Source organism: Pseudanabaena sp. PCC 6802 (assembly GCF_000332175.1).
Classification (GTDB): Bacteria; Cyanobacteriota; Cyanobacteriia; order Pseudanabaenales; family Pseudanabaenaceae; genus PCC-6802.
The window spans coordinates 257698-273789 of sequence record NZ_KB235914.1 but is presented as its reverse complement, the minus strand read 5'-3'; the positions used below and the strand labels follow the sequence as shown (position 1 = coordinate 273789).

16 protein-coding genes are annotated in these 16092 nt (G+C 45.9%); 10 read left to right on the top strand and 6 right to left on the bottom strand.

What is annotated here, in order from left to right; translation table 11 throughout:
* Positions 1-77: 77 nt before the first annotated feature.
* Positions 78-1013, top strand: coding sequence for an ATP adenylyltransferase family protein (locus PSE6802_RS0106555; RefSeq protein WP_019499251.1), 936 nt, complete (start codon positions 78-80; stop codon positions 1011-1013).
* Between the two features lie 14 nt (positions 1014-1027).
* Here the strand turns inward: PSE6802_RS0106555 and PSE6802_RS0106550 are convergent, their stop codons facing one another.
* Complete coding sequence (locus tag PSE6802_RS0106550; protein WP_019499250.1) at positions 1028-1678, bottom strand: Uma2 family endonuclease; 651 nt, start codon at positions 1676-1678, stop codon at positions 1028-1030.
* 115 nt (positions 1679-1793) lie between these two features.
* Between PSE6802_RS0106550 and PSE6802_RS0106545 the strand changes: the two genes are divergently transcribed.
* From PSE6802_RS0106545 to PSE6802_RS0106535, 3 genes are all read left to right on the top strand, one after another.
* A complete protein-coding gene (locus PSE6802_RS0106545; RefSeq protein ID WP_019499249.1) occupies positions 1794-2162 on the top strand; it encodes a calcium-binding protein in 369 nt (122 codons plus the stop codon).
* A gap of 39 nt (positions 2163-2201) precedes the next feature.
* On the top strand, positions 2202-3302 hold the full coding sequence (locus PSE6802_RS0106540; RefSeq protein WP_019499248.1) for a Gfo/Idh/MocA family protein: 1101 nt from the start codon (positions 2202-2204) through the stop codon (positions 3300-3302).
* Positions 3303-3643: 341 nt separating this feature from the next.
* Positions 3644-5536 carry an iron uptake porin gene (locus PSE6802_RS0106535; RefSeq protein ID WP_019499247.1) on the top strand — a complete coding sequence of 631 codons (1893 nt, stop codon included), beginning with the start codon at positions 3644-3646 and terminating at the stop codon, positions 5534-5536.
* Positions 5537-5701: 165 nt separating this feature from the next.
* Here the strand turns inward: PSE6802_RS0106535 and PSE6802_RS34225 are convergent, their stop codons facing one another.
* The 5 genes from PSE6802_RS34225 to PSE6802_RS0106510 form a co-directional block, all read right to left on the bottom strand.
* Positions 5702-5860, bottom strand: a complete 159-nt coding sequence (locus PSE6802_RS34225; RefSeq protein WP_019499246.1) for a hypothetical protein — start codon at positions 5858-5860, stop codon at positions 5702-5704.
* 210 nt (positions 5861-6070) lie between these two features.
* A complete protein-coding gene (locus tag PSE6802_RS0106525) occupies positions 6071-6802 on the bottom strand; it encodes a peptidylprolyl isomerase (RefSeq protein WP_019499245.1) in 732 nt (243 codons plus the stop codon).
* 167 nt (positions 6803-6969) lie between these two features.
* A complete protein-coding gene (locus tag PSE6802_RS0106520; protein ID WP_019499244.1) occupies positions 6970-8559 on the bottom strand; it encodes a putative HlyD family type I secretion protein in 1590 nt (529 codons plus the stop codon).
* 31 nt (positions 8560-8590) lie between these two features.
* Positions 8591-11662, bottom strand: a complete 3072-nt coding sequence (locus tag PSE6802_RS0106515; RefSeq protein WP_019499243.1) for a peptidase domain-containing ABC transporter — start codon at positions 11660-11662, stop codon at positions 8591-8593.
* A gap of 263 nt (positions 11663-11925) precedes the next feature.
* A complete protein-coding gene (locus tag PSE6802_RS0106510) occupies positions 11926-12525 on the bottom strand; it encodes a helix-turn-helix domain-containing protein (RefSeq protein WP_019499242.1) in 600 nt (199 codons plus the stop codon).
* A gap of 396 nt (positions 12526-12921) precedes the next feature.
* Between PSE6802_RS0106510 and PSE6802_RS0106505 the strand changes: the two genes are divergently transcribed.
* The 6 genes from PSE6802_RS0106505 to PSE6802_RS0106480 all read left to right on the top strand — a co-directional run bounded on the left by PSE6802_RS0106505 (position 12922) and on the right by PSE6802_RS0106480 (position 16044).
* Positions 12922-13167 (top strand): hypothetical protein, encoded by a 246-nt coding sequence (locus PSE6802_RS0106505; RefSeq protein WP_019499241.1) that lies wholly within the window; start codon positions 12922-12924, stop codon positions 13165-13167.
* A 194-nt stretch (positions 13168-13361) separates the two neighbouring features.
* The gene (locus PSE6802_RS28065) at positions 13362-13610 is read left to right on the top strand and encodes a hypothetical protein (RefSeq protein WP_019499240.1); all 249 of its coding nucleotides are present in this window, start codon (positions 13362-13364) and stop codon (positions 13608-13610) included.
* A gap of 94 nt (positions 13611-13704) precedes the next feature.
* A complete protein-coding gene (locus PSE6802_RS28060; RefSeq protein ID WP_019499239.1) occupies positions 13705-13947 on the top strand; it encodes a hypothetical protein in 243 nt (80 codons plus the stop codon).
* A 257-nt stretch (positions 13948-14204) separates the two neighbouring features.
* Positions 14205-14420 (top strand): hypothetical protein, encoded by a 216-nt coding sequence (locus PSE6802_RS0106490; RefSeq protein WP_019499238.1) that lies wholly within the window; start codon positions 14205-14207, stop codon positions 14418-14420.
* 211 nt (positions 14421-14631) lie between these two features.
* Positions 14632-14841, top strand: coding sequence for a hypothetical protein (locus PSE6802_RS28055; protein ID WP_019499237.1), 210 nt, complete (start codon positions 14632-14634; stop codon positions 14839-14841).
* A gap of 24 nt (positions 14842-14865) precedes the next feature.
* Complete coding sequence (locus PSE6802_RS0106480; protein WP_019499236.1) at positions 14866-16044, top strand: phosphotransferase; 1179 nt, start codon at positions 14866-14868, stop codon at positions 16042-16044.
* Positions 16045-16092: the final 48 nt, after the last annotated feature.

The following is a 16092-nucleotide window of genomic DNA, read 5'->3' as shown; positions in this document are numbered from 1 at the left end:
GGACAAAATAAGTCGGGAGGTATTTTATGGGAGCTATACAATGATTTTGGGCGTATTTTGTTTTGAGGAAGCATAATTTGGATCGGGAAAATCTGTTGTTGAAACCTGGCACTTTGTGGACAAAGCTGGTAGAGCGCAGCGATCGCGCCCATCAGTGCGGTGCCTTGCTGTCCATTCCGACAGAGTTTGAGTTTGTCGAGCAGGATGGCGTTCGCTTTATGGTGAGAATCCTGGCCAATCTCGCTCGCAAGGACGAGGCGAAACAAGCCCAAGACCGACTAACTAGTGCTGGCGATCGATCGTTCAACCCCTTCCTGCCCTACGACGAGGATCTGTTTGTTACGGATATTTCCGATACGCATGTCTGCATTCTGAACAAGTTCAACGTAGTCGATCGCCACCTACTCGTTATTACACGGGCATTCGAGGCACAGGAAAGCCTGCTGACCTTGGCAGATTTTGTAGCAATGTGGGCGTGTCTGGCAGAATTCGACGGGCTGGTATTTTACAATGCTGGCAAAACGGCTGGTGCCAGCCAACCGCATAAGCATTTGCAAATTGTTTCCCTGCCGCTCATCCCTTCTGAACCTCACCAGATTCCGATCGCGCCACTACTATCATCCGCTGTATTTCAAGGCGAGATTGCTACCATCCCCGGACTGCCTTTTGTCCATGCCTTTACCAAATTAGAGCCGCTCTGGGCAGGCTCTCCATTCCAAGCCGCAGAAGCGACACTGGCCTGTTATCATCGCCTGCTCAAAGCGATTAGTTTCCCCAAAACTAGTGCAGAGAATGAGCTAGGGATACAGCCCTGTCCGTATAATCTTTTGGCAACGCGAGAATGGATGCTTTTGATTTTGCGATCGCAGGAAAGTTTTGGGTCTATCTCGGTCAATTCATTGGGATTTGCTGGTACGTTGCTAGTGAGAGATCGAGAGCAAATGCAGGTTCTTAAAGCCTGCGGCCCGATGGAACTTTTGCGACAGGTTGCCGTTCCTCAAAGCTGCGCTTAGATTCCGTATGAGAATTAGGCGTTGAAGGTTTGCAATAACCACCGCGCGATCGCCCCATCATCTTCACTCTGGCTGCGGAGTAGAGCCTCTTCTACAGTTGCGATCCGCAGACCCGCTAGCACTTGGGATGCTTGAATGCGTCCGCTGCGTCCGTCCGCAATCTCAAAGGCATATACTTCAGTCGCTTCGACATCCACTACCCAATATTCCCGCACGCCCAGCCGCTCGTACAACAAACGTTTATGCCCTAAATCGTCGTTAAGCGTAGTCGAGGCAATTTCGATTATCAAAGTAGGAGGATCGTGTTCCTTCAAGTTTACAGGGGAGTTATTAGATGCAGGTAAACGTAACCCCTCACCAATGTAGAAAGCAAGATCTGGTTGGCACTCTCTTTCCGGCTCCTTGCGAAAACTGCAATTCAAATACTCAAAAATTCGTATATTTTTGAGCGTCGCAAACAAGCTGACTACCTTAGAAACAATCGCATTTTCGCGGGCGTGTATCGGGCCAAGTGCTGCCATTTCTATCCTCATCGCATCGCGGTCGTAATAAAATCTGTTAGTTCTTGTATAAGCGCGATCGTCAGCTAGAGCCACAAAATCTTCCCAAGTTGCTTTGACCCAGATATCTAGAGCGAGTTTCGATTTTTGAGGAGTTACAACCATGTTTGTCCAGTTATTAAATCGAGTATTAAACTAAGCAAGTATTCAAAAAAGTCACAAAACGCACCCTAAAATAGCTAAATTTATCTTAGCAGGTTGCTTTGGAGGAACAACACTTATGGCTAAAGTTGCAGAAGACGATGCGCGAGAAGAACGCATTGCCATGGAGATTGTAGTTGATGCCTACGGTGAAGAAGAACGGGCAATGGGTTGGTACTACTATCTTGACGACAAACTAAGTTTCCCCTTTAAGGCTTTGCTAATCGAGAAGTCGCGCACTTCAGCGCAGAAAAAAGGAACTGAGGTAGTAGTGGTGGGAATGTCCCCGGAGGAGGAGTGCTTGCACGAGATGTTTGTGGAAGTGGAATATGACGGGGATATATTCTCTATGCGTTTAAAAGAGATAGAAGCCCCCGCAGCAGATGAAGATACCCAGGAAGCGATCGCCGATTGGCACTACTGGTTAGCGCGGGGCTACGAGTTGTAGAATGCTCAAACGATCGAAATAGTTAATAATGGTTCCAACATGGCGCAGAAAATTGGCATTGGTATTATCGGTACTGGCTTCGGGCAAATCGTCCATATTCCAGGGTTTCAGGCTCATCCCGACACGGAAGTAGTGGCAGTCTACCATCGCAGGCTAGATAAAGCCCAACAGATAGCAGATAAATTTGGCATTCCCCACAGCTACACCAACCTTGGCGATCTCCTGGCAATCCCAGACGTGCAGGCGGTCAGTATCTCCACGCCTCCCTTTTTGCATTTTGAGGCAGCCAAAGCCGCGATCGCTGCCGGAAAACACGTTTTACTGGAAAAGCCGACCACGCTGAATGTCGATGAGGCGATCGCTCTGTATAAGCTAGCCCAGAATAAGGGGACGATCGTGACGATGGACTTTGAGTTTCGTACCTGTCCCCATTGGTGCTATCTAAAAGATTTAATGGCGCAAGGATACGCTGGCAAAACTCGTCTGATTACAATCGACTGGTTGGTTCAAGGGCGTGCCGACGCGAAGCGTGCGTGGAACTGGTACAGCCAGAAAGCTCGAGGTGGAGGGGCGCTAGGTGCTCTGGGATCTCATACATTCGACTATGTGGACTGGTTATTTGGCCCAATTTCACGCCTGTGCGGGCAACTCAGTACTGCTATTCCCACACGACCCGATGTCAACGGAGTTCTGCACCCCGTTGATGCCGACGACACCTGCAATATCATGCTGGAACTCGCCGATGGTACGCCATGTAATATTTGCATTAGCACGGTTACCTATAGCGGACGAGGGCATTGGGTGACGGTATATGGCGATCGCGCCACGCTCGTGCTGGGCAGTCCGAATCTAGCAGACTACGTGCATGGCTTCAGCTTGCGGCAGGCAAAACCCGGCGGCGAGTTGGAAGTGATGCCAATCCCATCGGAATATGAATTTCCGCAAACCTTTAAAGACGGTCGTCTCGCTCCATTTATCGCGATTTGCGATCGCTTCGTTGCCGCTATCCGAAAAGGAGAGAGTATCGCACCTGGTCTAAAAGAGGGTATTTATTCGCAACTACTGATGGATTTAACCCATCTATCCCATGCCCAACGACAGTGGGTGGACGTACCGAGTTTAGATAGTGTAATTGCTTAGCTGGAATAGATTTCTGGATACCGTATATTTACCTAATAGTAACCATAGGAATTGTGTAAGGTTGGGACGCTGATTTTTTCGTACATTTAAATATAGCTGTAGTTAAATGTAGCTGTAGTCAACAAGCTTAGGACGAGGTACAGGGGTGGAACTCCTGCGTGGGGGTGCAGCCCCACACTCGCCTGTTCTAACGGAGTCTGCATACGGCTATATCTTTAAACTAAAGACACGCTTGCAGTTCCTCTTAAACCGTTGAGGTTTAATGCCAAATTTTATTAGGAGGATTTTAAACCAATCTCTAAAAATTTTGATATCCTATGGAAATTGTGTGAGGAATATTTATGTTGAAAAATTACGCTGCTAGCAAGCTAGGTTTGCTCCTATTAGCTTCTTATCTCTTGTTTGGTGCGCTTCCTGCTACTGCTGAAACCAAGTCGGGCGATATCGAGCAACCTGCGACAACAGAGTCTGTATCTACTAAATCAACTATCAAACTAACTAACGAGACTCCCGTGCAACCTTTCCAACCGGTTGCTCAAGCTACAACTGCCACAACCTCAGAAACAACAGCAGAGACAGTATCGGAGATAGTTCCTAGTAATACCACTAGCACTCCAGTTTCGCAGTTAAACGCGCAAATACAAGACAATGCGATCGCTCCCAGCCCCACAGCCCAAAACGTCACATCTGTTTCGCAGCTATCTGACGTTCGTCCAACTGACTGGGCGTTCACGGCCTTGCAATCTTTAGTCGAGCGCTATGGTTGCATTGCCGGTTATCCCGATCGCACTTTTCGCGGTCAGCGCGCCCTCACGCGCTTTGAATTTGCCGCAGGTTTAAATGCCTGCTTAGACAAGATTAACGAGATTCTCACCGCTGGCTTGGCAGATAAAGTTAGCAAAGAGGATCTAGCCGCCGTCCAAAAGTTACAAGAGGAATTTGCGGCGGAATTAGCTGCTCTCAAGGGACGGGTTGATGCCCTAGAGTCCAAAACAGCTACACTCGAAGCCCAACAGTTCTCAACTACCACCAAGCTGAGTGGCGAAGTAATTATTGGGGTGGCTGGCGCTAGTGGTGCCAATCCTAACGTGGCAGGCAGTGGCAACTCAAATGTTGTATTCAATAACAGGGTTAGACTGAACTTACTCACCAGTTTTACTGGCAAAGACTTGCTGATTACTGGTTTGCAGGCTTATAACTTCGGTGGCGGTGCCAATAGCTTGCAAGGTGCATTGGGATATACCGATCCACTAGGCTTGAGTGCCAGCAACGTGCGCTTGGGCTTTGAACCGCAGTTCCCTGGCGTAAATCCACAGAATCTCAACCCTGTCGCTTCCAACTCGATTAACCTCTACAAGCTACTGTACGTCTTTCCAGTCGCTGATAAGTTCACCATGTTTGCTGGCTCCAACGCCGAAGTTTCCGATGCATTCCCAGCGATCAGTCCCTTTGCTAGCGAAGGACAAGGTTCGATCTCGCGTTTTGGGCAAGGTTGGAACGCTGCCACTCGCGTGTCTGGCGGCATGTCCGGTACTGGTTTGGCTGCGGCGGTTGGTTTGATCTGGACACCTTCGGATACGGTTGACTTCCGCGCCCTGTACGGCAGCGTGAACGCCTCGCTCCCCAGCAATCAAGGTTTCCCCGCTACGCCCCTTGGTGCTGGATTTTTTGGTGGCAGTACCATAGCAGCCGCACAACTAACCCTCAGACCGTCATCTACTCTTGATATCGGTCTGAACTATGCCAACAGCTATCACCAAATCAACATTTTGGGCACTGGCTTAGCGGCGGCGGATATTGGTGCCATCAATGGTGGGGCAGCAACCGAGCCGATCAAACTCAACTCCATTGGTGCTACCCTAACATGGCGGGTTGCCCCTAAAGTTGCTTTTAACCTATCGGGTGCCTGGATCTTTGCCAATCTAACTAACCTTAATGCTTCGACAACCTTTACCAGTTGGATGACAGGCTTCCACTTCAGCGATGTATTTAGTGAGGGTAATACGGCTGGCATTCTATTCGGACAGCCCCTAGCACGGGAATCCGTAGGTGGCATTGCTACAGTTCCGACCGGATTCACGGCTAAGCCTTACCATTTAGAAGGTTACTTCAACTTTAAGGTGTCTAAAAATATCAGCATTACGCCAGGCGTGTTCTTCGTCTTTAACCCAGAGGGCATTAACAACGCCCCCACTGCTACAGTAGGCGTAGTTCGCACCACATTCACATTCTAGACTAGCTCAAAATGAAGGCACCCCCTCAAGGCGATCGCCTTGAGGGGGTGCTGCAACATTAATGTATTCCGCGTATTTCGCGCAACGCTCTTGCCCAAAGAACTGAATGGCGTTATGTGTTGAAAACAATATTTGTATCTTAAATTAATGAAGCCAACAGCAGTTTTAGTTCAGACCCAGTTGCTTCATTTCGCTTTCTAGCTGTCCGATCAGTTGAGCGTCATTTCTAGATCTAGCAGATTCTATGCGACGCTTTAGTAATGCAGCCAAACTAGCCTTATGGTTAGCCGCAGCTTCCATCCTCTTTTCATGCTTAATGTTCATAGTAAGTAGTTCCTTCAATGATTTATACAACGACTATAACTATAATGTTCGCTAATTGGTAGTTTTTGTTACAAATTTTAGAATATAAATACTGTAAAGGACGTTGCTTGGGCTAGAGGGCGCTAGCCCGAGTGGTCGGGCTGGTTACCAGAACATAAACATAATGCTGCCTTTTCTTGAAAGACAGGGGCAACAGCAAAGTTGCATGTATCAGACTTGAACTATTTCAAATTTCTCAGTTTCTTGCTTTATCCAATCTCTAAATAAATCTCCAACAATTCGATCGCGCAATCGTTCGTCTAACTGTGGTTGCAAAAGTTCCTCCAGCTTAATTAAGTGCACTCCCCTGGTTGCCACAATTGGTTTAAGCATCTGCGGTGGTTTTGCGGCAAAGACTGCGGCGGAAATTTCCGGTTTTAAGTCAAAGCGGCGAACGACACCCAAGTAACCTCCCTTTCGACGTAATTCTGCATCTTGAATGTATTGACTGGCTGCTTCTGAAAAGCTCATTTCGTCTTCCTGAATTGCATAAAAGATTTCCAGCGCCAAGTCTTCGTCGTCCAAAACTATTTCATACATTGCTACACCAGTGTAATCCAAGTAGTGCTCGATAAAATATGTTTCTACCGCATCGCTAAACAGATGTTGCGCTAGCTTCTCAGCCATTAAATTGTGAGAAATCATTTCTTCAAAATCATCTACAGTCAGGCTATGTTTTTGCAGCCAGGCAAATGTATCTTCTGCACTCTTCAATTGCAGCATCAAGCGAAATCGATCTGCTCTTTCCTGTAATTCTTCGGTTCCTAATTTGATGCCAGCATCTGCTATAGCAGATGCAATGACTCTGCGAGTTACAATCTCGTCAATTAATGCAGGTATTTGGCAGGATAGCTTGACTTGGTGCAGGATATCGTTTTGAGCGATGTTAATAGTCTGTGGCATAGTTTTTATTGGCGATCGAATTTGATAATGATTGGAGAAATAATTTATAGGTTATAGCGTTTTTCAATTGAGAACAGGTTTTATTGACGGGGTGAAGGGGTGAAACCCCTTCTTGGGGGCAACGCCCCCAAACCCCCTTCTCGTTTTCAGATGAAAACCGCTATAAGTTACAGTTCGAGTCCACCGTTTTGCAGCTTTTTGAATGGATCGAGGATAAAGTCAATAACATGACGCTGGCGAACGATAATTTCGGCAGTTGCTGTCTGTCCGGGCATTAAGGTAATGCATTCGTTCCTGGTCTGGATACAGGGTTTTGCTAACTCGATTTCCAAATCAAAAGTTGCGACTTGACCTTGCGCTGTTTCCGTGACTTTGGAGGTTCGAGCCATCTTGACTAATTTTCCTTCGACCACACCGTAGTCTTGGAAAGGATAGGCATCGAACTTGATTTTTACGGGTAGTCCCTCTCGCAGCGAGCCGCTTTCGGAAGTTGCTATTTGCGATCGCAGAATCATAGGAGAGTCTTGAGGTGCAATTTCCGCTACCAGCGAACTTGGTTGCAATACAACTCCAGCTCGTTGGATCGGTAGTTGAAAAATCGTGCCGCTGACAGGAGCCTTGACTACGCGCTGCCCTAATTGAAACTTAAGAGCTTGAATCTGAACTTTATTCTGGGCAATTTCAGTTTTGAGCGATGTAATTTGCCCTTCTACTTCCTTTAGTTGCTCGTTACTTTTCAGCAAAGCAATTCTGCCAGCATGGATAGTGCTTTGATAGCTGTTTTGCTGCTCGTCAAGATTCAATTTTGAGCGAGTTACCTCCCATTGAGCCTGGGTAATGATAGTTTGATAGCGAGTTTGCTGCTCGGCTAAGCGCAATTTTGCTTGCTCGATCTCAGCTCCGGACTGTACTCGCAGCCTGCGGCTTTCCGCTGCTAGCTTTTCCTTTTCCAGAAACTGAATTTCAGGTACGACTCCTTGCTGCCAAAGCTGCTTGTAGCGATTGACCTCAACTTTGTCTCTTTCCTCGCGACTCGCAGCTAGATTGTAGGCGACCTGGCTGGCTTCCAGACTTTGTCGGGCTTGATCGATGGGTGCTAGTTTTTCTACCTTTTGTAAATTGAGACTGACATTACTGCTTCTCAGGTTATATTTTGCCTGTTCGACTTGGGATAGCTTTGCTAGATCTTGAGCCTGGTTTTGTTGTTGTTGGAATTGCATGCTAATCGCTAATTGATTCTTCAGTAACTCCGCCTGGTTGAGACGATTCAGTTGCCCTTCCAGCTTAGTTTGAGCTTGCTGTAGCTCGCTCTCGATCGCTTCTGATTCGATTACGAGTAAAGGTTGGTTCGCCTGCACGAGTTGCCCCTCTTGCACCAATACTTTAGAAACCGTACCTGCAACTGGAGCATCGATTCTGAAAGTTTTGCCTTTGGGTTCGAGTCGTCCTCGTGCGCTACCAGTTTCATCAACGCGAGATAGCGCTGCCCAAGGCAAGCCGATCGCCACGAAAGCGAGCAGGCAATAGAATAAGCCTCTAGTCCAAACGCGCGGGAGTGAATTGACTAACTCCTTAGTCATACCAGACCAATCTTCGTCTTGAGAGGTGATGTCTTGAGAGTCGATTAATATTTCTGCGCGATCGCTTAGTTCTGCTTCGACAGGCTGAAGTTGCAATTCCTTGGTGGATGAGATCTGTCTATAGGATTTATGCCCATTCTGAGTAGATTCTTGGCTAAAGTTTGAGATGTTTGACATATGCTTGTCCTCGATGAATCGATGGCTGAATTTAGCTGACGATCGCCAGTTGTTGCTGGTTGAGATAGAAGTAGTGGCCGCGCTGAGACATTAATTGCTCGTGCGTGCCGCTTTCGACCAGAACGCCGCGATCGAGTACTAAAATTAGATCGGCATTACGGACGGTAGAGAGGCGATGGGCAATGACTAAAGTGGTGCGATTTTTTAAAATAGTATTGAAATTGGATTGAATAATGCGCTCCGACTCAGCATCGAGGCTGCTGGTGGCTTCATCTAGAATCAACAAACGCGGATTGCCCAGAAGGGCGCGAGCGATCGCCAGCCGCTGTCTCTGCCCGCCCGATAGCATCCCACCACCTTCACCAATTTGAGTTTCATATCCCATTGGTAGCTCTTTAATAAATTGATGCGCTCCCGCCTGCTTTGCAGCTTCAATAATGTCATCCAATTTAGCTTCGGGATGGCTGATGCAGATATTTTCGCGAATCGTACCGCCAAAGAGAAACGTATCTTGATCGACAACGCCAATCTGCTGGCGCAGCGATCGCAACGATAAACCGCTGACATCGTAGCCATCAATGAGAATCTTACCTTCGGTGGGTGAATACAAGCCGAGCAAGAGCTTTGCAATAGTCGTCTTGCCGGAGCCGCTGCGTCCAACTAGCGCTACCATTTGCCCTGGCTGCGCTGAGAAACTGAGGTTTTCCAAAGTATTGATATCGCTATCGGGATGGTAGCGAAACGTAACGCGATCGAATTGAATGTAACCGTTAATTGGTGGTAGGGTTTGGCGAGTTTGATGCAGTAAATCTTCCTCTGGAGCAGTATCGATCACGTCGTTGATGCGCTCGACTGCAATTACTACTTCCTGCAACTCATTCCACAATACAGTCAGCCTTTGGAAGGGACGAATGACATTACCCAAAAGCATGTTAAAAGCTACTAATTGTCCGATCGTTAAATTATTTTGAATTACTTGCCACGCTCCAAACCAGAGCAAGATGGTGGTAATAAGTGCTTCGATGGTCAGACTGGCTGTCTGCATGGCATTTCCGATTGTTTGTCCGTTAAAGTTCGCCTTAACCGAGCGATTAAATAATTCTTCCCAATGCCAGCGGACATTCTGCTCTACTGCCATAGATTTGACCGTACGAACGCCATTAAGCGATTGAATGAGATATCCAGTCTCTTCGTTATATGCCGTAAAGATTTCTCGGGAAACTTTTTGCAACAGCGGCGTAGAGATGGCGGATAGCAGCATAAATAGGGGCACGATCGCTAGCGTTAACAGCGCCATTTGCCAGCTATACCAGAGCATCAGTCCAACATAGATGAAAACTGTCAATAAATCGAGGACGATGGAGAGTGCTTCACCTGTAAGGAAACGCTGGATTTTGCGATTTTCCTGTACTCGCGAGATGATATCGCCTACGAACCGCGATTCAAAAAATCCCAGTGGTAATCGAAACGTATGACTGATAAAACCGATCAGCAAGACCAGATCGACTTTATTGGCCGTGTGATCGAGTAGATATTGCCGCAGGCTAGTCATCACCACTCGGAACAGGCTAAAGAAAAGCAACCCTATGCCTACAGTTGTCAAAGTCAGGCTGCTGCGCTGCACGACTACTCGATCTAAAAGAAGTTGCGTTAGTAGTGGTGTAATCAGACCGAAAATCTGCAGCAATACGGAAGCAATGAATACCTCTGCGAGTACTACAGAATGAGGTTTGACTAGCTGCCAAAATTGCCAAAATTGTTGTTTATCTTCCTTGGATTCGTTGAGTAATGCTGTGGGTTGCAGTAACAAAGCGTATCCAGTCCAACCGCGTTTGAATTGGGCATGCGTGAGAGAAAGCTGCCCGAGTGCGGGGTCGCAAACCACAACGCGATCGCGGGTAATTTCAAAAACCACAACGTAGTGCTTGCCTTCCCAATGGGCGATCGCGGGCAAATTCTGTTCTGCTAATTTATCGAGACTGGCTTTGACGGGGCGAGTAGTAAAACCGAGGCTTTCTGCGGCGGCGGACAGACTTCGTATCGACGCACCTGTACGATTGACGTGCGCGATTTCTCGCAAGCGATTGACGCTGAAACGCTTCCCCCAGTACCTTCCGACCATTACTAGGCAGGCTGCACCGCAGTCAGTGGCACTTTGCTGTCGAAAGAATGGATAGCGATGGGTAATCCGCTGCCATAGATGGCCGATTTTGATAGTTGGGTGGGGGAAATAGGCTTTTCCAATCTGCGATTTAGATTGGCGATCGCTGTGAGAAATTTTGGTAGGAGGAACTCTCTCCGGTTCTTCAATTACTGCAATATTTCTACTCGGCAATTCTGTCTCAATTCTGTCTGAGCTAACCAGGGTTGCTAGTTGTGGTGCATCTTGCCGCAACATCTCCCACTCAGATCGACCGAGCCTGTATATTTCTGTAGGTTTCGTTACCTGCCAGGAACCTCCTTGCGGCAATTGCGACGAGAAGTAGAGATTGCCAACCGTCAGTCTCTTACCCGATGAATGCAGCAGTTCGCCTTGATGCAGGAGCAAAAGCTGTTGACCTTGAACTATAGAGAAAGATAATTCACCTTTATCTAAAGTTTGCGGCTCCAGTAGGGTAAGGAGTTGGAGTAAATCTTCAACAGGAATGTCAGAAGAGGAAATGGTTTGGCGACAGCATAACAGAAAATTCCACACGATCGCCTGGTGGCGCAGGCGATCGCCAATCGTCGGATATTTACCAATTAGGGATTGCAGGTAATTGCTAGGAAGATAGGCAAGTTGTAAATTCAGCGAAGCTCTAGCGGTATAGGATTGGAAATTCTCGGCGGGAAATAGAGTTTGCTGTCCAAACGATACGCCCGGCTCAAGGGAAGCTACCAGGTTATTATCTCCGTCGAGCAATCTCACTTTACCAGCAAGGACGATATACACACCAGGACGTTCATCTGTCGCTTGCCAAAAGAGCTTTCCGGCTGGTGGTTCTAGTAACTGCATCTGTTGCCAGCACGCAGCTAATTCTGTTTCAGATAGGGGTTGACCGAGAGTTTCCTGGAGATGCTTTTCAATATCAATTTTTACTAATGTGGATGATGGTTGAATCATAAGTTTCCGATCTATTGTGACTGCTTCTCAGCAGCAATTGCGAAAAAAGACACTAAATTTATTGGCTCACCTTACGCGAGAGATCTTGAAACCCTCACCCCTAGCCCCTCTCCCTCAGGGAGAGGGGAACAGAACCAAATCGGGGGTTTCACCCCTACGACCCTTGACTACAAAGGTATATACAGGTCAAAAGAGATAAAGATTCTGCGTAACATGAGTTACTGAGTTATTGATGCGATCGCAGACAGTCTATTTATCCGTATCTACTGAGTTGAATGGAAATTGAACGGTATTACTGTATCGGTTGATAGGGAAGAATGCAGATCGTTAATCTTAATGCTGCACTTACTATTTGCAGCGATCGCGGATGTTTTATCCAACTGCTTCAATCGCGTTGAGAGTCCCATTTCTTTAAGCAATCGGTTGATGTGGCGATCGCTGATTTCAATGCCAAGCTCTTTAATCAACTGTTTCTTGAGCCATAAAGCCGTCCAGCGTTGAAAGGCATAACCGTAGTCGCGGGGGCTATGGTTCACTAACTCTTTGAGGCGATCGATATACGGTTCGCTAACAGCTTTAGGTCGCCCGATCGGGATATCTTCCCAATTGTGAGCTTGACCGTTACGAGCCATTGAAGACCACAGCCTCACGGTACCGCGAGAGCAACCGAGCACATGGGCGATCTGCGTCTGCGTTTGTCCCATATCTGCCAGTAACATAATCTCAATCCGCTGGCGATACTCTGCGCGCAATTCAGACTGTAGATTCTTTAACAACAACTTGCGCTGGAATGGCGTGAGGTATCGCCCCTGCTGCTCAAATTTAATTACTTGCTGCAAAACTTCAGAAGTTTCAGAAGACATTGACTTTCCCTCAACTAAAACGAGTGGGGTGCATGCTTCTCACCAAGACAAGATGAATAACTAATGCTTTGTCAAAGAATGCCGGATCTAACTGCTCAATTTCCAGACCAAAAAGTGCTCATTTTCTGCTCATTTTTGCAGATGGTAGATTACTGGCAGATCCTTGCCTGCTAGAAACCAGAGTAACTTTTGCCAAGTTAACTATTAATTTAAGTACCTATAAATGTATATAAAGTCAAGTTTAGACTGCCCAGAAGCTCAGATAGAACGAACTCTTTTATGTCTGTAAAACAACGTCTTTGAGCTTGACTGACTAAATTATTTTTTGCAAGATAAACTCAAGAATTGAAAATTAAATCAATTCTAAACCTAACTTTATTCGCATAGGAGAAAATCATGGCAACTATTAAAATTAACGAACTGAATCCTGCTGGTTCGAATTTGTTTAACGATTCCGAAAGCTTCATGGCAGACTTAACTGACGAGCAAATTAGCTCTACTCGTGGTGGCTGCCTTGGAGGAGTTGTAACGATTACAGCTACTCCTTTTAGTAGCAGTCCAGTTTGCGGTGTTGTAGGAGGAGCAGATCTCGCTCTTAGTACGGTTGTAGTTTTTACAGTTATCGATAGTACCAAAAAATAGCGGTATGGCGAGATCGGAGAATGATTGGCATCAAAACAAATGAGAGTGGAATAACTGCATTTGTATCTTCTTGTGGTCAGAGTTTGCCCTTAAAATCATATTTAAATCATATTAATTATGATAGTTTTTAAGGGCTTTTACTCAAAACCATCTAAAGATATTGAGCCAAATTCACTATTTATTGAGGAAAAATCATGGCCAATATTGATATTAGCGAACTCAACATTTCTGGTTCAGATCTATTTGATGATACTGAAACCTATTTACAAGAGCTGTCAGAGGAAGAGTTGGGAATTCAAGGCGGCATTATTGATGGATGCATTCCACCCCTATTGCCAACTCCATTGACTACAGATGGGATGTCAACATATGTTTGTTCTAACTGCATTTCCATTACTGGCTCTCCCCTTTGCGTACCTCCAACAGCCAATACTGCGAACTAATAGGCAACAAAATTGCTTTGCAAACGCTTGAAATAGGGATTAAGAACGCACTTAATCCCACATACAACTTTTTCTTTTCACACAGGAGAAAATCATGGCTAATATTGACATTAACGAACTAAATGCGATCGGCTCAGATCTATTTGATGATGCTGAAACCTATTTGCAAGATTTGTCTGAAGGTGAGTTGAGAATTCAAGGTGGTCTCGATGCTGATTGCTGGCCAACCAAGCCAACCACTGTAACTTCAATTACGCAATCAACAGCGATAATTTGTTCTATCGGTTTCCCAACAACGAAACCTTACTCTCCGCTTTGTGCCGTGACAATGGGTTAATAAAGTTAGCCGTTGTATGCTATGAGGGGTTGAGCTAAAAACTATTCGATCCCTCCTTAATTCAGGCAAATGACAAGTCAAATTAGGTAGAACCTGGGATATTTATCTTTCTCCTAATTTGGATATTATGGAGTCCTTTATGTCTGCAAAATATCCCTCTCTACCTTGACTTGCCAAATCATTTCACGCAAAATTGATGTACAAATTGAGAGTGGAATTAAACCTGAAAGCTTACTCTATTCACGCAGGAGCAAATCATGGCAACTATTCAAATTAACGAACTAAATCCCGCTGGTTCGGATTTATTTAACGATTTAGAAAGCTTCATGTCAGATCTAACCGACGAGCAAATTAACTCTAAGCGCGGTGGTTGTGTTGTTAGTGTTGCATCAATCCCCTACCGCCTGAATCCTTACATTACAGCACTCGCAATTTGCCCAGCTAGCAGCACTCCAGTTTGCGCGTTGGTGTAGGACTATTCGATGTAACACTCATAATTGTAATGACTCCACAAGATATAACGTCAACAATTTTTGTTCGATTGTCACTGGCTCTCCTAACAGTCTCCCCTTAAACTAGCACGCTAGTTTGCTCGCAATTCTTGCTAACAGAGATTGAACAGTTTCTATTTCAATCTCTCCTTAATCTAATCAAGTTGTAAATCCTATCAGGAGAAATACTCTAATGGCAACGATCGCAATTTCCGATTTATCTACCTCTGGTTACACGCTATTTTCCGATTCTGAAAGTTATATGAACGATTTGTCCGAGCCAGAAATCGACATTCGTGGCGGAGAATTGTCGCCCCTCATTATTAATGCCTTCTCTCCATTGTACCTTCCGCGTGGTGAAGATTTGCCCCCCTTGCTTAGATCTCCTATTAACATTGCTTAGCTAGATATTTGATGGAGGATAATTATGACATTTGTGTTAAGCGCGGATAATGTATTTAATTATTTGCAGGAACATGACCTTTGCACCCGCGAAGAAGCAGAAAACAGCCATATCGAAGTTAAATATGCCAAAAATTATAACTTGCTGATCGGTCTACCGGGCGATCGCAAGCTGTTGGTCAAGCAAGAGCGCTATAACTCTGAAGGGAAAACGGCGGGCGAGTTTTTGACAGAATGGCGCACGCGCGAGTTACTGCAAACAATTCCCGAACTCAATATGCTATGCCCGTTGCTACCAGAGATTTTGCATTTTGGCGAAGCAGAATCCATCCTGGTTTTTAACTATCTGACGGACTGCCGAGACCTGTCGGGTTTCTATGGACTTAAAAATGGTTTTCCACCCGCGATCGCGACGGTAATCGGTAGTGCATTAGGGCAAATCCATCGTTCTACATTCAAAGGCGAGCAATATCAAGAATTTATTTCTAAACATAACCAGAGCGTACCTAAAGAGAACTTTGCTAAGTTTTCTCGCAGTATGAGTCGCATCACTCCCGAAGTCTTTGGTCGCGTACCTGCCGATGCAATCAAATTCTTCACGCTTTATCAACGTTATGACAGTCTAGCACGAGCAATCTCCGAATTGGATAATGCATTCCAACCAAGTTGTCTTACCCACAACGATCTGAAATTGAATAATATCTTGTTGCACGATCGCTGGGAAACGTATGTTGCTAGTGCGGCAACTGCAAGTAAGAGTATTCGCATTATTGACTGGGAGCGTTGCGGCTGGGGCGATCCCGCCTTCGATTTGGGATTGACGATCTCTAGCTACATGCAAATCTGGTTGGGCAATCTGGTAGTAAACAATTCTATGGATATTCAAGAATCCTTGCGTATAGCAATGATTCCTTTAGAATCTATCCAACCCTCAATCGCCGCTCTCATGAGAGCATACTTATCTGTTTTTCCAGAAATAATTGAATATCGCCCTGACTTCCTTGTTAAAGTTGTCCAGTTTACAGGCTTTAGCTTTATTCAACAAATCCAGGCAATGATTCAATATCAAAAATATTTTGGCAATACGAGTATTTGTCTGCTACAAGTGGCGAAAAGCTTGTTATGCCGACCTCAAGAATCAATTACAACCGTATTTGGTACTGTGCCCGAGCAATTGATGCCATTGATTCCACTTGCTGCCTAAATGCAAATGGCGATCGGCGATATGTAAGGGCAGGTTTGGCGAGGAGTT